This is a genomic window from Paraburkholderia bengalensis, from assembly GCF_037126505.1.
Taxonomy (GTDB): domain Bacteria; phylum Pseudomonadota; class Gammaproteobacteria; order Burkholderiales; family Burkholderiaceae; genus Paraburkholderia; species Paraburkholderia bengalensis.
On record NZ_JACFYJ010000022.1, the window covers coordinates 1 to 19,140 of the forward strand.

Below are 19,140 nucleotides of genomic sequence, written 5' to 3' on the forward strand. Positions count from 1 at the left end.
CTGCTGCGGCGACTCCAGCGGCGAAGACTGCGGCGCCGCTGCGTCGGCCGTCGGCACCGCCTCGCCGCGAGCGGCGGCTTGCGCCTGCGCCTCGTTGACGGCATCGCAGCCGATGTCCACGCTGCCTGCGTCGCCGAGCACCGACGCGAACATCGCGAACTGGCTCGCGTCCGGCAACGGCGCCTTCAGCGCGGACACGATCGGCGACGCGAGTCGCGCGATCAGCTGTAGGCCGTTCATCGACTTATCCTGCGCGAACTCGCTGATCAGGTTGTCAGTGTCGGCGCCCGCGAGCACGCCGGACAGCGCGCCGATCGCGAAGTGAAGCCGCCAGCGGAGCTCCTCGCGCGGCAGATGCGGCAGCGCGCGCTGGAACGAGTCGAAGAAGCGCGCGGACACGGACGCGTAATGCGTCTTCAGAAAGGCGCGGGTGAACGGCGACGGATCGCTGTACGCGCGGCCGAGCAGCCGCAGGAATGCCTTGCCGGCGATGCGCGTATCGTGCGTATCGTGCGACATGCGCAGCGCCGGAATGAACATCGCGCCGAGCACGTGCTCGCAGGTCACGCGCGGTCCGAGCAGCGCGTCGAAGCGATCGAGCAGCTTCAGGCGCTCGTGGTTCAGCAGGTCGAGGTGGCGCGACAACATTGCGTGCATCAGCGATTCCTTACTGCCGAAGTGGTAGTTGACGGCAGCCAGATTGACCTCGGCCATCGAGGTGATCTGCCGCAGCGACATCGCTTCATATCCGTATTCGATGAAAAGCGTCTCGGCGGCATTGAGGATGCGCGCTTTCGTGTCCCCGGTATGGCGGCCCGGCGTGCGAAGTGTCACGTTGCGTCTCCCATGTCGGGCCGAACGGGCGCGTTGGGCGCCGCATTCGGCCCACTCAAACAATCGATTCAAGTTCGAATTTGAAACGCGTGTTCTTTTTCAGGATAAGAACGGGGCGGACGATCGGGCAAGGGGCGAGTGTCGATGGACTCCTCTAAAAGTGCCCGACCACGCGCGCACTTTGCCGACCATGCGGACGAGAAAAGAGAAAAGGCCGCTCCGAAACGAATGGGAGCGGCCTCGTGTCTGCTGCATTGACGGGGCGCGTGCCCGTCCGGACGGAATGCCTTCTGCGCTGCGTGGCGTGCGCTCAGTGCACGGTCGCCGTGACCTCTTCGGCAGATTGCGTCATGTCGATGCCGCGCCGTTCGCGGCTAAACAAAATGAAGACTGCAATCACGACGGCCACGATGCCGATCACGACGGCCATCACGGTCGCGTAGTCGTTACCGTGCGCCTCGGCGATACCCGCCTGCAGCGGCCCGTTGACGGCCGCGATCAGGTTACCCAACTGGTACACGAGGCCCGGGAACGTCGCGCGGATTTCATCCGGCGAGATTTCGTTCAGATGCACGGGAATCACGCCCCACGCGCCTTGCACCGAAATCTGCATCAGGAACGCGCCCACGGCGAGCATCGCGGGCGTCGACGAAAACGCCCACAGCGGCACGACGGGCAGCGCGATTAGGGCGGCAATACAGATCGCGCGCTTGCGGCCGATCTTCTCCGACAGCGCGCCGAAGAACAGCCCACCGCAGATCGCGCCGACGTTCAGCACAATCGTGATCCATTGCACGGTATGGGCGTCGTAGTGGTGCTGCACGCGCAGGAAGGTCGGATACAGGTCCTGCGAGCCGTGCGAGAAGAAGTTGAACGCCGTCATCAGCACGATGGCGTAGACGGAGAGTTTCCAGTTCAGCTTGAGCGTGGCGACGAGGCCGGGGCGCGCCTTCTTTTCGAGCGTCTTGAACGCCGGCGATTCGGGCACGTGCGCGCGGATGTAGAGCACCAGCAGCGCGGGCAGCACGCCGACGAAGAACATGCCGCGCCAGCCGATGTACTCGTAGAGCTGGCCGAACACGAGCCCGGCGAGCAGATAGCCGCTCGGATAGCCCGCCTGCAGCAGCCCCGACACGAAGCCGCGCGCCTTGGGCGGCACGGTTTCCATCGTCAGCGCGCCGCCGACGCCCCATTCGCCGCCCATCGCGATGCCGAACAGCGCGCGCAGCACCAGCAGCGTGGTGAGGTTAGGGGAGAGGCCCGACAGCAGTTCGAGCAGCGAGAAGCACGCGATGTTGATCATCAGCGTGGGGCGTCGGCCGAACCTGTCGGCGAGGAAGCCGAAGATGAGGGCGCCGACGGGCCGCATCATCAGCGTCAGCATGATGGCAAACGAAACCGCTTTGATATCGGTGCCGAATTCATTCGCGATATCTTTCAGAACAAAAACCATCAGAAAGAAATCGAATGCGTCGAGTGTCCAGCCTAAATAGGCTGCAATCGTGACGTTTCTCTGTTCCCGGGTCCAGCTCATTTCAATTGTTCTCCTCTGATCTCAGGCAACCGGCGTTGCGCTCTCCGATTAATTGTGCCTTTAAAGCTTTTGCGCGGCTAACGAGCAAACGCCGCGCCCCGTAGCTTAAGGCCCCGCTGAGTGTACGCCGAGGATTAAGCGTCTGCATGAAACGACTGCGCTTTGTCAGTGCTAATCCCTGGGTAATCGGTCAATCAGGAAAGGATAATGTCTGGTAAATGTAATTAACGTAGTTATTCTGATTGGAATAAGTTTGTTATTCGTAATTTTGGGGAATAAAGATTGCGTCGCTTGCGGCTTTGGCTTGGCGGGCGCTAATTGACGGGCCGCGGCACTTGCCTGTCGGATGACTGCCTCGCGATTGGCAATATCGATTGACATCGCAAGGCGCAGAAGTGTGCGCCGAAGCAGAAGGGACGATGGTCGGACACGTGAGGTTAGGCGGGACGCGTGAAGGGCGTAAAAAACAAAAACCCCGCACGCTTTCGCATTACGGGGTGATCTGTTTTGCTTTGAGAGAGTGGTGCCCAGGAGAGGACTCGAACCTCCACGGTGTTGCCACCGCTAGGACCTGAACCTAGTGCGTCTACCAATTCCGCCACCTGGGCACGTCTCAAGCTAGACCGCTATTTTAACGAGAAGAATCTGCGTGTCAATCGGTAACTCGAAAAACGCTTCATCTTTTCGTCTGGTTGTTCGCGCATCAAAAAACTAAGCGATCAACCGATACTGCAACTTCCTGCATCACTCTTGCGCAAACCGAAGACCCGGCGCGAAGAGCAGTGCTCTCACTACAATGAAAAACCGCCCGAAGGCGGCTTTTCATTTGAATCTGGTGCCCAAGAGAGGACTCGAACCTCCACGGTGTTGCCACCGCTAGGACCTGAACCTAGTGCGTCTACCAATTTCGCCACCTGGGCAAGGTGCGTTGAAGCAGAGACCGAAATTATAGCGTGCCGAAGAGGCGTGTCAAGCGTTTCCTGAAAACATTCAATCGACGGCCGCGATGCCCGCTCACGTGCACCGCGCGCATCGCGCAAGCGCCCGCCAGGCGGCGCGTGGCGGGCGAGACGGGTGTTAGAATCCCCGCAGTAGCAAGGCCGTCAAAGTCACACGCGCAGTTGCAGTTCAAGTCAGATAGAGCAACGTCATCCATCCGCCGACGTCCACGCAACGAGAACAATCATCGACAAGCCCTTGAGCAAATATCCGTATCCGATTCCAAGCCGCGAAGAAATCCTCGGCGTGCTGCGCACGAGTGAAACGCCGCTTGCAGCGAACGACATCGCCGAAGCACTGTCGATCAAGCGCCAGGAGCGCGAAGGGTTTTTCAAGCGCCTCGCCGCGATGGAGCGCGATGGCCAGATCAGACTCGATCAGCGCGGGCATTATCAGCTCACTCATCCGTCGAACTTTGTCGCAGGCCGCGTGCAGGGCCATCGCGACGGCTACGGCTTCCTGATCCGCGACGACGGCCAGGACGACCTGTTCCTGCCGACGGGCGAGATGCAGAAGGTCATGCACAACGACCGCGTGCTGGCCCGCATCGTCGGCTATGACCGGCGCGGACGGCCCGAGGGCCACATCGTCGAGGTCACGGACCGCGCGAACAAGCGTGTGATCGGACGCCTTCTCAACGAGAACGGCGCGCTGATCGTCGCGCCCGAAGAAAAACGCATCGGCCACGACATCCTGATCACGCAGAACACGAAGAAGGCCAAGGTCGGGCAGGTGGTCGTGGTCGAGCTGACGGACTTTCCGAGCCGTCATTCGCAGCCGCTCGGACGCGTGGTCGAAGTGCTCGGCGATATCGACGACCCGGGCATGGAAATCGAAATCGCCGTGCGCAAGTACGGCGTGCCGCACGAGTTCAGCCAGGCCGCGCTCGACGACGCCGCGAAGCTGCCCGACGAAGTGCGGCCTGTGGACATCAAGCATCGCGTGGACTTGCGCGACGTGCCGCTCGTTACGATCGACGGCGAAGACGCACGCGACTTCGACGACGCCGTTTACTGCGAGCCGATCACGGTCGGTCGCGGCGACGGCTTCCGTCTGATCGTCGCGATCGCCGACGTATCGCATTACGTGCTGCCCGACGGCGGCCTCGACGTCGATGCGATCGAGCGCAGCACGTCGGTGTATTTCCCGCGCCGCGTGATTCCGATGCTGCCGGAAAAGCTGTCGAACGGGCTCTGTTCGCTCAATCCGCAAGTGGACCGTTGCGTGCTGGTGTGCGACATGGTCATCACCGCGCGCGGCGAGATCAAGGCGTATCAGTTCTATCCAGGCGTGATGCATTCGGCCGCGCGTCTCACGTACACGGAAGTCGCGGCCGTGCTGACCAACACCAAGGGCCCGGAAGCGACGCGCCGCGCGGCGCTGCTGCCGCAGCTGCAGAACCTGTACGGCGTCTACAAGGCGCTGTTCGCGGCGCGCCAGAAGCGCGGCGCGATCGACTTCGACACGACGGAAACCTACATCGTCTGCAATGCGCAGGGCAAGATCGAACAGATCGTGCCGCGCCATCGCAACGACGCGCACAAGCTGATCGAAGAATGCATGCTGGCCGCGAACGTCTGCGCGGCCGACTTCATGAAGCGCAACAAGCATCCGGGTCTGTACCGTGTACACGCGGGACCGACGGCGGAGCGCCTCGAAAATCTGCGCACGTTCCTGCGCGGCATGGGGCTGACGCTCGGCGGCGGCGACACGCCGCATGCGAGCGATTACGCCGCGCTGATGGCGCACATCCGCGACCGTCCCGACGCGCAGATGCTGCAAACCATGTTGCTGCGCTCGATGCAGCAGGCCGTCTACAGCCCCGATAACATCGGCCACTTCGGCCTCGCGTATGAAGCGTATGCGCACTTCACGAGCCCAATCCGCCGCTATCCCGATCTGCTGACGCACCGCGCGATCTACGCGATCCTGCAAGGCCGCAAGTACGAGCCGAAGACGCCGCACGGCGTCGAGTTGAACACGGCGCTGTCGCCGCGTGCGCGCGCATTGCAGGCCGAAGACGAAAAGCGCGGCAATCGCGGCCGTCCGAACACGGCCATCTGGGAAGAGCTTGGCCTGCACTGCTCGGCGAACGAGCGGCGCGCGGACGAAGCTTCGCGCGATGTCGAAGCGTGGCTCAAGTGCTACTTCATGCGCGACAAGCTCGGCGAAGAGTACGGCGGCATGGTGAGCGGCGTGACGTCGTTCGGCATCTTCGTGCAGCTCGATGCGCTCTTTATCGAAGGCCTCGTGCATGTGACGGAGCTCGGCTCGGACTACTTCCAGTACGACGAGATCAAGAACGAACTGCGCGGCGAGCGCACGGGCATCCGTTACCGGCTGTCGGATCGCGTGCGCGTGCAGGTGAGCCGCGTCGACCTCGATGCGCGCAAGATCGATTTCCGCCTGGTGCGCGACACGCCGGTGAAGTCGCATCGCGCGAGTGCGATGGAGAAGGCGAGCGAGCTGGGCGGTCCGCGCGTGCGTTCCGTCGAGCGTGCGCCGCAACCCGACGGCGCGCGTCACAAGAAGGCGGCGCCCGCGCAGACGGCCGCGGTGAAGGAAGCGCGCGCGGCCCGCAAGGCGGGGGCGTCGAAGAAGCGTCCGGCGTCGAAGTCATCGGCGAAACCGGCTCGCAAGAAGCGTTGAATCTGCAGTAACGCCGCGCGTTGCAACGCGCGCGGCGCTCGTTCTCATCGGGTGTGCTTGGGCTGGTTGAGCCGGGCGTGCTCATTCAAAGGTTGTTTCAGTCATGTCACGTCTCAAGGTTCTCTACGGTTTTCACGCGGTGACGGCACGCCTGCGTCACGATTCATCGACGGTCGAAGAAATCTATTACGATCAGGCGCGCCGCGATCGCCGGATGAATGAATTCCTGGCCGTGGCGAAAGAGGCGGGCGTGCGCCTGATTGCCGCCGACGAGACGCGGCTGTGGGGTTTGGCGCATACCGAGCGGCACCAGGGTGTCGTGGCGCGCGCGGGCGATCTGCCGCTGGCGCAAAATCTCGCCGAACTGCTGGATGGGATCGAGGGGCCGGCGTTGTTGCTGGTGCTTGATGGCATTACCGATCCGCACAATCTGGGCGCCTGTTTGCGCGTCGCTGATGCGGCGGGCGCGCATGCCGTGATTGCGCCGCGGGACCGTGCCGTTGGGTTGAACGCTACCGCCGCGAAGGTGGCGAGCGGGGCGGCCGATACAGTGCCGTATATCACTGTGACCAATCTCGCTCGCGCGTTGCGGGAGTTGAAGGAGGCAGGCGTTTGGGTTGTCGGCACGGCGGGTGAAGCGACCGCTTCGTTGTATGAGACGAAGCTGGATGGGCCCGTTGCGCTGGTGATGGGCGCCGAAGGCGAGGGCATGAGGCGCCTGACTCGCGATACCTGCGATGAGGTGATGCAGATTCCGATGGCGGGGTCGGTTGAGAGTCTTAATGTTTCTGTCGCCTCCGGCGTTTGTTTGTTTGAGGCTGTGCGGCAGAGGGGTGTCAAGAAGTAGGTTTTTTGTCTGCGACGCTGGGGTGGTCGGCTTTGGTTTTCGCTGGCATCTGCGATGGTGCCTTGCGGCGCGGGCGTTTTTGTTGTGCGCTTGACGTTTTTGCCGGCATCCGCGATGGCGCCTGCGCGGTGCAGGCGTTGCGCCTGTGCGGGGCGGCACCTACTTTTCTTTGCCGCCGCAAAGAAAAGTAGGCAAAAGAAAGCGGGCTAACACCGCCAATGCTAGTTGCTGCCTGCGGACCCCCAACGGTTCTTATGCTTCACACGGCAACTTCTCGGTCACTATCCGTTGCCAATGCTTTCAATGAGCGCCTCACCCGCTTCAATCACCCGCAGTGCAGCCAGCGGCAGCGAATGGTTCGCGCCGCCCAGGTGGCAAACTGTGTGTAGGTCGTAGCGCTTCACACATCGGCACGCCTACTACACAACGTGCTTTTCAGTCCGGAGTGAGGCTCATACGCCGCGAAAGCCTACACACAGTTTGCCGCGATGCAACGCGTGGAATTCGATTGCGTATGTGTGACGCGGGCGTGTGAAGTGGTTATGGCGCTCATTGAAAGCGTTGGCAACGGGTAATGAAGGACAGGTTGCCGCAAACAGGGCGGGGCCGTAGGGGGCCCGTGGGCGAACGTCAAGAACTGGCGGTGTTAGCGGCTTTCTTTTGCCTACTTTTCTTTGCCGCTGCAAAGAAAAGTAGGTGCCGCCCCGCACAGGGGCGACGCATGAATGGGTAAGTCATGACGCGGATGCCGGTGAATACCCGAGCAAACCAACGCCCGCGCCGCGCAGGCGCAACGCACCAGAAGTGGACCACCGCAAAATGCAAATCCAAAAGCGACAAAAACCCAAAACCCTGGCACTGCTAGCGCTAGCAGCACTCACAACCACAGCCTGCACGACCTCGACCTTAAAGGACCACACCACCTACTACACCGACACATCCCGCGTAGCGCAATACCAGGACACCCGCATCCGCTTCCTGGTGATGCACTACACGGAAATCGACGAAAAAGAATCGCTCGATGTGCTGACAAAAGAACAGGTCAGCGCCCACTACGTCGTCCCTGACCATCCAAAAGAAAAGCATGGCGAGCCCATCATCTGGCAACTCGTGCCGGAGTCCCAGCGCGCCTGGCACGCAGGCATCAGTTCCTGGCAAGGCACGACTGAACTGAACGCCGCCTCGATCGGCATCGAGAACGTGAACCTCGGCCCCGTCGATACCCCGCAAGGCCGCACCTGGCAACCCTATCCGCCGGAACAGGTCGACGCGATGATCCGCCTCGCCAAAGACATCGTCACGCGCTACAACATTCCGCCGACCCGCGTCGTCGGCCACAGCGATATCGCGCCGCAACGCAAGATCGACCCCGGGCCGCTCTTCCCGTGGAAACAGCTCTACGATGCAGGCGTCGGCGCATGGCCCGACGAGGCCACCGTCACGAAAGAACTGGCAGGCCGCGATCCCAACGCGCCCACCGACGTCCGCGCGCTTCAGCAAAAGCTCGCGCGCTACGGCTACGAAACGGCCACGGACGGCGTGTTCGACGACAAGTCGCGCCGCGTGTTCGCCGCGTTCCAGATGCATTTCCGTCCCGCCGATTACTCGGGCAACCCGGATGCGCAGACGGATGCCATCGCCCAGGCGCTGCTCGACAAGTACATGCCCAACGCCACACCGGAACCGGCTCGGCCCGCGCCCTGACGCGGCCACGGCGCCGCGCGCAATACGCCGGCCGCATGCGCAATAAATCCGGCCCGATGCCTCGACTCCGGTAAACTTGCAGTTTTTCCGCTTGCTCTGGCATTTCCCATCATGACTCAAGACGAACTCAAGCAACTGGTCGGCCAAGCTGCCGCCGACTACGTCATCGCCAACGTGCCCGAAGGGATGATCATCGGCGTCGGCACCGGCTCGACGGCGAACTGCTTCATCGACGCACTCGCCGCGCACAAGTCGCGTTTTCGCGGCGCCGTGTCCAGCTCCGTCGCGACGACGGCGCGGCTGCAGTCGCACGGCATTCAGGTGTTCGACCCCAACGACATCGAATCGCTGCCCGTCTACGTCGACGGCGCCGATGAAATCGATCACGGCGGCGCAATGATCAAGGGCGGCGGCGGCGCGCTCACGCGCGAGAAAATCGTCGCGTCGGTGTCGGAGAAGTTCGTCTGCATCGCGGACGCAAGCAAGGTCGTCGACGTGCTCGGACAGTTTCCGCTACCCATCGAAGTCGTGCCGATGGCGCGCACGGCCGTCGGTCGCCGCGTGACGGCGCTGGGCGGCGTGCCCGTCCTGCGCGTGACGAAGGACGGCTCCCCGTTCATCACTGACAACGGCAACGAGATCATCGACGTCAAAGGCCTGCGCATCAGCGATCCGCGCACGGTCGAGGCGCATATCAACGCGTGGCCGGGCGTCGTGACGGTGGGGCTGTTCGCCGCGCGCGGCGCGGATCTTTGCCTGCTCGGCACGGAGACGGGCGTCGAGACGATCGAGTATCCAACCACCTGACACTTGCCTCGCTGGCGCGCGCAGAGCGCGACCGCGCCGGCAACCTTTCTTCCGGCGTGCCGACCGGGCGCCACGCTCGCGCGTGTCTGATACGAGCCGATCGAACAGAATGACAAGGCTCGCGCGACGTTTCCAATAACGCGGCGCGGATCTCGAGCCGCGAGATATTACGGACTCCAAGCGAAATATCCCAAGCGACGGAATTCACACGTGGCCATCGCGGTACCGGTTTTAGCCGCGGTATCGAGATCAGCTTCGAGTGTTAAAACTACTGCGCGTGCGGGTATGCCGCTACCTGGCTATAGCGGGCCCGGACGCGCGCATCTGTACGCCCGCGCACACTAAGCCCCGCACACGACGCAAGCACTGCCACCGCGTGATCGCGAAACGCTCGTCGATCATCGCAGTCACCGAGCAATGATCTCAACTCCGTTGAGATGCGTTGCGTGCGCAACCGCACGCAACGCCAGAAGTTGCAAACACACCTAATCGTATGCACAACGCGGCGGCAACTGACGATCGCGAATCGTTGGTGGGATTGCGCACGGAATCGCCATTGCCATCCCCGTAACTTAGCGACGTGGATTCGAAGACGATCGGCCTGCATTGACTGGAAGACCGACGCGACATCACACACAGGGGACTGCGCACAGTAGGCGACCCGTCATAGCGAAAGCGAGCGCGTGCAACCGTATGCAGGCACGGCATGCCTGCTGTCGGACACGACGGCATTCGCGATGCGAGCGACGACTAGGCGATCAGCGGCAGCTCAACATCGGTATTGAACAGGCGACGCAGTGGGGTAGGGATATGTCCGAGCTGGTGCATCGTGCGATCGATATCGCGCTAATCGTGCTGGGCGCATTTGGTGCTCTGCATCTTAATGTAAGCCCGAACATGCCTGGAGTGGGTCCTGCTCACCAGCTCGATCCAACGCTTGTCGCCTTCGTCGCGGCACTGGCGCTATCGGTGTTTCCCGCGTGCGGAACCTATCCGCCGAGAGGGCGGCAACCCGTCGCGAGCGTCGCCGGACGCACGACGTTTGCATGGCTCGCCGTGCAGCTCTGCGGTCTGGCCTTGCTCTACGCGATCCATCGCGACAACGTGATTTCGATGCCGTGGTTCATCTACTGGACGCTGACCACGGGCATCTCGCTGCTTGCGTCGCACACGCTTTTCTTTGCGAAATTCAGCGTCGCCAACCAGGCGTCGGCGTGGCTGAGGGGCGAGGAAGCGGACCACGAACTGGTCGAGATCGAAGCGAGTTCGCGTGCGCTGCGGCATGCCATCAAGCGGACGATCGATATCGTGCTCGCGCTGACTGCCATCGTGGCACTGCTGCCTTTGCTCATACTGATTGCGCTGATCGTGAAACGGGACGGCGGCCCGGCGCTCTATGGCCACACCCGCGTAGGCCGCAATGGCGAGAAGTTTCGCTGCCTCAAGTTTCGCTCGATGGTGGTCAATTCGCAGCAGGTACTCGAGGAGCTGCTCGCGAGCGACCCGGTCGCGCGTGCCGAATGGGAACGCGAATTCAAGCTGAAGAATGATGTGCGCATCACGCGCATCGGCCAGTTTCTGCGGCGCACGAGCCTCGACGAATTGCCGCAGCTGTGGAATGTCGTGCGCGGCGAGATGAGCCTGGTCGGCCCGCGCCCGATCGTCGACCAGGAGCTCGAGCGATACGGCGCCTATAGCAAGTACTACCTGATGGCGACGCCCGGCATCACCGGCCTATGGCAAGTGAGCGGACGCTGCGACACCGACTATGCGACGCGCGTGTCGCTCGACGTCAGCTACGTGAAGAACTGGTCGCTGCACAGCGACATCGGCATTCTGTTCAAGACGATCGTGGTCGTGATAAGGGGAGATGGCGCCTACTGACAGTGCAGTCGGCGACGACGTCGCGCGCGAGCCAGGCGATCCGGGCGCGGGCAGTACGAGAGGGCATGACCACGCACGATGGAGTGTGTAGCACCGGTCCGGATTCGTTGCGCACCGTACGCAATGGGACGACCACACGCAATATGGGGGTTGACCATGCGACTCGACAGAGTTTGCAAGCAGTGGATGATGCAAGCGCGCGGGGCGCGCCTGCTTTCGTGGTGGCGGCCGACGCGCTCGGGTGTGCAACCCGATTGCGCGCGCGCGTTCCGCTTCACCTTGCCCGCATTCGTGGCACCCGCCGTTGCGGCGGCGCTGCTGACGGGGTGCGCACTGTCGCCCGGCATGACCTTCCGGGGCATGTCGTCGGGCGGCAGCGCCGGTGCGGCAACTGCCGCGCAGGCTGCGGCGTCTCGCGGTTCAGGGTCGGAGGCGTCGGGCGGCGATCGTGCGCCGGCCGGTTCGCTCGTCGAAATCACGGATGATCTCGTCGAGAAGCAGCAGCAGGAACGGCCGACCGGTGTTTCGAGCGATGTGCGCAGTCTGTTTGCGAAGGCGACGCCCTATGAGGTCGGACCGGGCGACGTCCTCAGCATCGTCGTGTGGGATCACCCGGAACTCAGCATGCCGGGCGCAGCCGGCGGCTCGAACACGTCGGGTGCCTCGCCCGTCGCGCCGGGCTATACGGTCGATACGAACGGATATATCCAGTACGCCTACATCGGGCCGATCAAGGTCGAAGGGCTCACGGAGATGGGCGTGCGCGATCTGCTCACGCCCAGGCTGAGCCGCTACGTGCGGCAGCCGCAGATGACCGTGCGCGTGGAAACGTATCGGAGCAAGCGCATCTATCTCGACGGCGAAGTGAGAACACCCGGGGTGCAGGTGCTCAACGACGTGCCGATGACCCTGCCCGAGGCGATCAACCGCGCAGGCGGCTTCACCGAAAAATCAGACCGGTCGAAGGTGTCCGTGACGCGCGGGGACGAGACGGTGCTCGTCGACATGCCCGACATGATCCGCAACAACGTGAACCCGGACCGGATCGTGCTGCGCGACGGTGACCTCATCCGCGTCTACGCACAGAACGACAGCAAGGTCTTCGTGATTGGCGAAGTCCAGCGTCCCGGCGGGCTGCCGTTCAACAACGGGCGCATGACGCTCAACGAGGCGCTGGGCGACGCGGGCGGCATCAGCCAGGTATCGGGCGATGCGTCGCAGGTGTATGTCGTGCGCGGCCGCGATGTGGGCAAGCGCGTGATTTACCACCTCGACGCGACGTCGGCCTCGGCGATGGCGACGGCCGATTCGTTCGAACTGAAACCGAACGATGTCGTGTTCGTCGACGCGTCCGCGCTCGTGAAGTGGAGCCGCGTCATCGGTCTGATCCTGCCCGCCACGCAGGCGGCTGCGACGACCCGGGCAATCGGCTACTGACAGACGTATATCGATGCACGTGCCCGGCGCGATTGCGGGTACCGACGGAGAGAGAGATTGAACCAGCGCGAATATCTGCTAGAGGGATTGGACGACGGCGTGCTGCCGCCGCCGGAGGGCGGCCATGTCGGCAAGCTTCTCGACACCCTGTACGAAGGTCGCAAGACCATTCTCGTCATTGGCACCGCCTTTACGCTCGTGGGCCTCATCTACGCGATGCTGGCTACGCCCGTTTATCAGGCGGACATGCTCATCCACGTGGAAGATAGCGATGGCGCCACGAAAAACGCACTTGCCGATCTGTCCGCGATGTTCGCGGTGAAGACGGCGGCGTCGGCGGAAATCGAAGTGCTGCGCTCGCGGATGGTCGTGTCGCGTGCAGTCGAAGCCACGCAGCTTTATATCAGCGCCAAGCCACGCTATTTCCCGGTGGTGGGCCGGTGGATCGCGACCCACCTGAACGTCTCGGACTGGTCCGGCCGCGGCGGCTACGCGTGGGGCCAGGAGGCCATCACGGTGACGCGTTTCGACGTGCCCACGCGGCTGTACGGAGGGAAGTTCATCCTCGAGCTGCTCGGCAACGGCCAGTACACGCTCGTGCACAACGGCATGGACCTGCATGGGCGGATCGGCGAAACGCTGCATGTCGACGTGCCGGGCGGCGCGATCGACCTGCTGGTGAGTTCGATCGACGGACGCCCCGGCGCCACCTTCGAGCTGTCGCGTTCGTCCGAGCTCTCGGCGACCCTCGATCTGCAAAGCAGGCTGATCATCTCCGAGAAAGGCAAGGAGTCGTCCGTGATCGGCGCGGCACTCGAAGGCGGCGACCCGGTGAAGACGAGCGTGATCCTCAATGCGATCGGCAATGAGTACATGCGCCAGAAGGTGCAGCGCACGCAGGAAGAAGCCGAGAAGTCGATCGCGTTTCTCAACCAGCAATTGCCGGAGCTGAAGGCGACGCTCGAAAGGGCCGAAGAGGAGTACAACCAGTTCCGCTCGGAGCACGGCGCCGTCGATCTCGGCGCGGAGGCCGCGGCCTTGCTGCAGAGCTCGGCGCTGGCGCAAAGCCGCATCGCGGACTTGCGGCAGCAGCGCGCCCAGCTGGATGCGCGCTATATGCCCGACAACCCTGCGCTGATTGCCGTGAACGGGCAACTGGCGGAGGCCGAGAAGGCGATGGCCGAGCTGGCCGTGCAGACCAAGCGGCTGCCGCCCCTCGAGCAGAGCGTGTTGCGGCTGCAACGCGAGGTCCAGGTCGACACGAACATCTACACGAACCTGTTGAACACGAAGGAGCAGATGCGCCTGCTCAAGGCGGGCAAGGTCTCGAATGCGCGTCTGATCGACAGTGCCGCCGTGCCCGAAGGCCCGATCCGGCCCAAGCGTACGCTGATCGTGGCGGCGGGCGCGCTGACGGGACTTTTCGTCGGCGCCGGGATCGTGCTGTTCAGGCGAAGGATGAATGCGGGCATTGCGCTGGTCGACGAAATCGAAGCGGGCGCGGGTCTGCATGTCTACGCTTCCGTGCCGCGCAGCCGCATGCAGCAAATGCTCACGCGGCGCCTGCCGGAGGGCGAGCCCGGCACCAACAGCGTGCTGGCGTGCACGGCGTCGTTCGATGCCGCCGTCGAAAGCCTGCGCAGCTTCCGCGGCGCGCTCGAGTTCGCGTTGCGCGACGCGCCCAATCATGTCGTATTGCTCGCTGGTCCAACGCCGACGGTGGGCAAGTCGTTCGTGTCCGTCAATCTCGCGGCGCTGCTGGGCGCGACGGGCCACCGCGTACTGCTGATCGACACCGATCTGCGGCGCGGTACCTTGAATGCCTACGTGGGTGTGCATCCGAGTCCGGGCATCACCGACATCATGCAGGGCGCGCACTATGAAAGCGTGGTGCATCGCCAGATCATGCCGGGCGTCGATTTCGTCGCAAACGGGGGTTACGTGGCCAATGCGAGCGAACTGCTTCGGCATGGTCGCTTCAGGCGCTTCGTCGAATGGGCGGACGGCGAATATGACGTCGTCCTGATGGATGCGCCGCCCATCCTGCCCGTGGCCGATTCGGGCATCGTCGCCCATCTGGCGGGCATGGTGTTCCTCGTCGCGCGTCAGGGCGTGACGAGCGTGTCTGAGTTGCGCGAATCGGTGCGCCGCTTCGAACAGATCGGTGTGCCCGTGCGCGGTGTCGTCTTCAACGATACGACCTCGCGGCGCGGCAAGTACGGCAGCGAATATGCCGCCTATGGCTACGCGAGCTACAGCAATGCGGGTGGCGACGCGGGCAACGCGAGCTGAACGCATGACGGCCATTACGGCTGTCATGCGCGACTGCGACGATGAGCGATGCCTGCTACGTTCGTGAAGGCATCGATCCGATAACGATCGACGACGGATCGATATAGCCCGGACGGCAGATCATCAAGGGCTTGCGCGAGCACATCGCGCGGGCATCAAAGAGAAATCTCGAAGCGTTTCCGTTTGTACCCCATCCTGACGTGCTGCTGTCGACAGAGCATACCGGCTGTTTCGACATTCCCGCGACGTGCCGACGTGCGCACGGCGGCCTTCCGGTTCTCGCTAACGCGATCGAATTACCCTGGCGAGTCGCATATCGCACGCCTCGCGTTGACGACGCTCGTCGAGGTAACGGCAACACGCTACATCGCTTTGCATGCTACGGGCGCGGTTCGATGGATTATCTGAACATGCCGCGCGACATGCTGCGACACCTTGCAGCCGGCGGGATTTTCTCAACCGCTCCGCTTCGACGGTCGCCGCGAACACCGCGCTGGATTGCGCGCAACAATAAGCTTGCGCACGCTTCACACCTCAGCGTGCGTCGCGGTTGACGGGGACGTTACGCATGGGGCCGTCGTCGGTGGCGATGAGTTCGTGGTTCAGGCGCGCCAGTCTGGAGTCGCGCAGCCGTACCGCCGGCACGGATTGCAGCAGCCGGCGCGCGTGCCTGTGCAGCGGCCTGTCGACGAACCAGTAGAGCGCGGCGCCGACGGCTGTCGCCATGACGATGATGACGATCACGCCGGCGGGGGAAGTCGCGTCAAGATCGTCGATCGCCAGCAGTTTGCGCACGGCCTCGACACAGTAGGGATGGCTTAGATAGATCGCATAGCTGGCATCGCCTACGAATAGTGCCCCTATCGTCAGCCGGCCCGAACCTATCTTCGATTCCAGACTCAGGCTACTGGCGACCAGCAGGAAAGCGGGAATGCCGAAATAGAGCAGGTGCGCACGCGACAGTTCGTTCCAGTTCACGTACGCCATCCATACATAGGCGACGATCGCGATGCCACCGGCAAGCGCAGGCGGAATCCGCACGCCGCGCTTCCACATCCGGTAGACGACGAAGCCGAGTGGGAACTCGAAGATGCGCTGGTAGGAATAGAACTCGGCAAAGGCACCGCGTGAACCCGACGCCGTCGCCGCGCAAAAAATCACGCAGATCAAGGCCGACGTGAACAGCAGCCGGTGGCGACGCATCAGCATCAGCGAGATGGCCGCGACCACGTAGAACATCATTTCGTAGTTCAGCGTCCAGCCGACGAACAACATCGGAAAGATCAGGCCGCTTTCCTTGCGATACGGGATGAAGAACAGCGACATCAGCAGGTTGGCGAAGTCGGCTGTCGTCGAGTTGAACAGCCAGGGCGCGATGAGCGTGCCCGCAAGTACCAGGAACGTCAGCACCCAGTAGAGCGGCACGATCCGCGCAATGCGATCCGCGAGGAAGCGTTGCGCGGTGAGGTGAGGACTCTCCAGCACGAGCGCGATGACAAAGCCGCTCAGCACGAAGAAAATGTCGACGCCGAATTCCCCGAGCGTGTGCCCGGTCGGCGCCATGATGTGATAGAAGATGACCGTGATGGCCGCAACGCCGCGCAGCACGGTAAGAGACTGGAGCTTGTTCATGTCTGGGTCGCGGTCTGCGCGTTCGCCAATGCCGGCGGGAGCGGATGCTCCGCATTGCCGTATTGATTCTGACATTGCAAAGCTGCAAGCGAGTGCGCAGTTTTGTGTGTGACCGTACGCAATCCAGCAATTCGCGCAGCGGATTCGCATTCTGACGCCTCCCGCTCCCATCCCGACATTCCTGCTTGCGCAGTGTGAATCGTTGCGCGTCCCAACTCCCGTTCTTTGGCTGGCGCTCGCCTTCTCTTCCAGAATGCCATTCGACTTCGTGTAGCGCTTTTCGGTAACGCATCCATGCGGGCTCAATAGGCGGGGATGTTAGTCAACGCACGTTTGGCCGGCAGACGGGGTAGTAGCCTGAATGAGTGGTCGCTGCGTGCAATGAGAGACACACGCATGCATCGAGAAGATCACCGTCACGCTCATCTGGAAATTTCATGAAGAAAGTGCTGAAAGCCATTTTGATGCATAGCTTCATCGGCGCCTGGCTCGGAAAGATTCCGGGTTTGCCCCGGCTCTACGCGAGGACCATCTGGTGCCAGCAGATGAATAATTTCCTCGGCCTTTACGGCAGCTTCGAGGATGCCGAGCGCGCTGCGACGGGTTTCAACAAGGTTGGATGGAACGACGAAGGCATCGCGAAAGTTCTCGTCAACGAGAAGCCGGAAGAGGCCGCACCGCAAGTTTTTCAGACCTCACAGTTTGCGGTGCTGCTCTGGTTGACCAAGCTGTTGAAGTCAGGCAATGCGATTCTCGACGTCGGTGGCGCCGGTGGCGTCTTCTACGAAATCTGTATGCGCTATGGCCTGTTGTCCTCGCCGATGCGCTGGCACGTCGTCGACGTCCCGGCGATGGTGAAGCGCGGCATCGCGCGCCATCAACAGCTGAAATCTCCGATGATCAGTTTCGGCACGGAGCTCGTCGAAGCGCCGTCGTCCAACATCATGCTGATGCTGGGCGTCATGCAATACCTGCCCGATCCGCTTGGCGAGAAAGGGCCGGGCATTCTCGAGAACGTGAAGACACTGCCGTCCCATATCCTCATCAACAAGGTGCCGCTGATGGACGACGGCGAAGTCTGGACGATACAGAATCACGTGACGAGTGCGATGCCGTATCGGCTCTTCAGCCGCCGCAAGTTCATGGCCTATTTCGAAGCGCATGGATATCATCTGCGCGACAGATGGATGGTGCCGGAACTGAGCGTGGACATCCCGTTTCATCCGGAACGCGCCGTGCCGTTTCTTGAAGGCGTTCACTTCGAGCGTTATCCCGTATCGGCAACCGCATAGACGAGAGGCAGCGGCAAAAGCGCGGCGGGAAAGCCGGTATTCCTCTTGTCGTTTCATCGAAATGCATTCGCATAGTTTCTCCAACCTGTGAAGGTGTTCCATGTCTGTGCCGAGTGATGCCACTGTTTTGACCGAAACAGGACACCAGTTGCCCTTCGGCGACAAGATCCTTCAGGTGTCCGGGAGCGAATTCAAAAGCAATTTCAATCTGCATTCGTTCAGGTTCGAACACACCTTGCATCAAAGCGGCATGTTCAGCATTCCTAGAATTGTTGACCTCGCCAGGCGGGTTATCGACCGCGATTCGAACCGCGATTTCAGCGCGCTTAATTTCAGGCGTGCCTCTATCGATGCCAAGTTCACTGCCATGCCGCAGAGCGAGCGGCTGGCCGAGACTGTTTCCCGTCTCGGTGAAACGGGCACCTGGATCAAGCTGAGCCGCGTGCAGGATTACGACCCCGCGTATGCCGACGTGCTGGACAGCATTACGTCCGAACTTGAAGACCTGTCTGGCTTGCCGCTGCGCAAGGACATCACGTGGGCCACGATGACGCTGTTCCTCGCCTCGCCGAATATATCGACACCGTTCCATATCGATCACGAAACCAACTTCCTCTTCCAGGTGCAGGGTTCAAAGGACGTGTGCCTCTTCCCTGCGAGCGATCGCGAACTGGTGCCGGATCACGAGGTTGAACGCTTCTACAACGGCAATGCCGAAGCCGCGCTGTATCGTCAGGAAATGCAGAATCGCGGCACGGTCTACAGGCTTGAGCCTGGACATGTGGTGCATCACCCGCCATTGGCGCCGCACTGGGTAAAGAACGACGACAACATCTCGGTGAGTGTGAGCATCGGCTTCTGCATGAAGTCGCTCGAAGAACGTGCCAGGGTTTATCAGGCTAACTACCTTCTGCGCAAGATGGGGCTGAAGCCGTTGCCGCCCGGGCTTTCACCCTTGCGCGACAGTTTGAAGAGAACGGTCATCTCGACGCTGGAGCACCGCGATCCGAAGACCTATTCGGAAGTCGTCTTCGAGCCGATGAACCGGTTGAAATCGCCGCTGAATGCGGTGCGGCGGCTGGTCAGGCGCTGAAGAAGCGGCTCGCAGGCTTCGAATCACGAGGACCGCGGGCACCCGGCGCACAGGTCCCGCATGAGCTGCAATCGTGGATACGGCAGGCGAGCCGATGCGCGCGCTGCTCGTGCCCACTTCGCTTTGTTGACGTGAT

At 62.3% G+C, this 19,140-nt stretch carries 13 protein-coding genes and 2 tRNA genes; 9 read left to right on the forward strand and 6 right to left on the reverse strand.

The features are described from left to right. From H3V53_RS15470 to H3V53_RS15485, 4 genes are all read right to left on the reverse strand, one after another. On the reverse strand, positions 1–834 hold an 834-nt coding region (locus H3V53_RS15470), incomplete at its 3' end, for a TetR/AcrR family transcriptional regulator (RefSeq protein WP_336598682.1). A gap of 310 nt (positions 835–1,144) precedes the next feature. Beyond that, positions 1,145–2,368, reverse strand: a complete 1,224-nt coding sequence (locus H3V53_RS15475) for an MFS transporter (RefSeq protein WP_336598683.1) — start codon at positions 2,366–2,368, stop codon at positions 1,145–1,147. Between the two features lie 521 nt (positions 2,369–2,889). After that, positions 2,890–2,976, reverse strand: a tRNA-Leu gene (locus tag H3V53_RS15480). Between the two features lie 225 nt (positions 2,977–3,201). Beyond that, positions 3,202–3,288 (reverse strand) — tRNA-Leu (locus tag H3V53_RS15485). A gap of 277 nt (positions 3,289–3,565) precedes the next feature. On the opposite strand from H3V53_RS15485, the gene rnr reads away from it, so the two are divergent. After that, entirely contained in the window at positions 3,566–6,016 is a 2,451-nt protein-coding gene (rnr, locus tag H3V53_RS15490) for a ribonuclease R (protein WP_336598684.1), read from the forward strand. A gap of 103 nt (positions 6,017–6,119) precedes the next feature. Next, complete coding sequence (gene rlmB / locus H3V53_RS15495) at positions 6,120–6,863, forward strand: 23S rRNA (guanosine(2251)-2'-O)-methyltransferase RlmB (RefSeq protein WP_336598685.1); 744 nt, start codon at positions 6,120–6,122, stop codon at positions 6,861–6,863. Between the two features lie 281 nt (positions 6,864–7,144). On the opposite strand, the gene H3V53_RS15500 is transcribed toward rlmB, so the two are convergent. Beyond that, positions 7,145–7,267: a hypothetical protein gene (locus H3V53_RS15500; protein WP_336598686.1), complete on the reverse strand. Its 123-nt coding sequence runs from the start codon at positions 7,265–7,267 to the stop codon at positions 7,145–7,147. A 415-nt stretch (positions 7,268–7,682) separates the two neighbouring features. On the opposite strand from H3V53_RS15500, the gene H3V53_RS15505 reads away from it, so the two are divergent. The 5 genes from H3V53_RS15505 to H3V53_RS15525 all read left to right on the forward strand — a co-directional run bounded on the left by H3V53_RS15505 (position 7,683) and on the right by H3V53_RS15525 (position 14,987). After that, on the forward strand, positions 7,683–8,567 hold the full coding sequence (locus tag H3V53_RS15505) for an N-acetylmuramoyl-L-alanine amidase (RefSeq protein WP_336598743.1): 885 nt from the start codon (positions 7,683–7,685) through the stop codon (positions 8,565–8,567). 111 nt (positions 8,568–8,678) lie between these two features. Then, positions 8,679–9,374 carry a ribose-5-phosphate isomerase RpiA gene (rpiA, locus tag H3V53_RS15510; RefSeq protein WP_336598687.1) on the forward strand — a complete coding sequence of 232 codons (696 nt, stop codon included), beginning with the start codon at positions 8,679–8,681 and terminating at the stop codon, positions 9,372–9,374. Positions 9,375–10,184: 810 nt separating this feature from the next. Beyond that, on the forward strand, positions 10,185–11,258 hold the full coding sequence (locus H3V53_RS15515; RefSeq protein ID WP_336598688.1) for a sugar transferase: 1,074 nt from the start codon (positions 10,185–10,187) through the stop codon (positions 11,256–11,258). A gap of 156 nt (positions 11,259–11,414) precedes the next feature. After that, on the forward strand, positions 11,415–12,695 hold the full coding sequence (locus H3V53_RS15520) for a polysaccharide biosynthesis/export family protein (RefSeq protein ID WP_336598689.1): 1,281 nt from the start codon (positions 11,415–11,417) through the stop codon (positions 12,693–12,695). Positions 12,696–12,752: 57 nt separating this feature from the next. Next, positions 12,753–14,987 carry a GNVR domain-containing protein gene (locus H3V53_RS15525; RefSeq protein ID WP_336598690.1) on the forward strand — a complete coding sequence of 745 codons (2,235 nt, stop codon included), beginning with the start codon at positions 12,753–12,755 and terminating at the stop codon, positions 14,985–14,987. 534 nt (positions 14,988–15,521) lie between these two features. Here H3V53_RS15525 and H3V53_RS15530 read toward each other — a convergent pair. Continuing rightward, a complete protein-coding gene (locus tag H3V53_RS15530; RefSeq protein ID WP_336598691.1) occupies positions 15,522–16,619 on the reverse strand; it encodes an acyltransferase family protein in 1,098 nt (365 codons plus the stop codon). A gap of 437 nt (positions 16,620–17,056) precedes the next feature. Here H3V53_RS15530 and H3V53_RS15535 point away from each other — a divergent pair, with 437 nt between their 5' ends. Next, a complete protein-coding gene (locus tag H3V53_RS15535) occupies positions 17,057–17,911 on the forward strand; it encodes a methyltransferase, TIGR04325 family (protein ID WP_336598692.1) in 855 nt (284 codons plus the stop codon). Positions 17,912–18,011: 100 nt separating this feature from the next. Beyond that, positions 18,012–19,004, forward strand: coding sequence for a cupin-like domain-containing protein (locus H3V53_RS15540; RefSeq protein WP_336598693.1), 993 nt, complete (start codon positions 18,012–18,014; stop codon positions 19,002–19,004). Positions 19,005–19,140 lie beyond the last annotated feature (136 nt).

What these genes read in the sequence shown, in the direction of transcription:
- H3V53_RS15475 (WP_336598683.1), bottom strand. Translation starts at nt 2,368, where the DNA reads ATGAGCTGGACCCGGGAACAGAGAAACGTCACGATTGCAGCCTATTTA.
- H3V53_RS15540 (WP_336598693.1), top strand. Translation starts at nt 18,012, where the DNA reads ATGTCTGTGCCGAGTGATGCCACTGTTTTGACCGAAACAGGACACCAG.
- H3V53_RS15515 (WP_336598688.1), top strand. Translation starts at nt 10,185, where the DNA reads ATGTCCGAGCTGGTGCATCGTGCGATCGATATCGCGCTAATCGTGCTG.
- H3V53_RS15535 (WP_336598692.1), top strand. Translation starts at nt 17,057, where the DNA reads ATGAAGAAAGTGCTGAAAGCCATTTTGATGCATAGCTTCATCGGCGCC.
- H3V53_RS15505 (WP_336598743.1), top strand. Translation starts at nt 7,683, where the DNA reads ATGCAAATCCAAAAGCGACAAAAACCCAAAACCCTGGCACTGCTAGCG.
- rpiA (WP_336598687.1), top strand. Translation starts at nt 8,679, where the DNA reads ATGACTCAAGACGAACTCAAGCAACTGGTCGGCCAAGCTGCCGCCGAC.
- rlmB (WP_336598685.1), top strand. Translation starts at nt 6,120, where the DNA reads ATGTCACGTCTCAAGGTTCTCTACGGTTTTCACGCGGTGACGGCACGC.
- H3V53_RS15530 (WP_336598691.1), bottom strand. Translation starts at nt 16,619, where the DNA reads ATGAACAAGCTCCAGTCTCTTACCGTGCTGCGCGGCGTTGCGGCCATC.
- H3V53_RS15520 (WP_336598689.1), top strand. Translation starts at nt 11,415, where the DNA reads ATGCGACTCGACAGAGTTTGCAAGCAGTGGATGATGCAAGCGCGCGGG.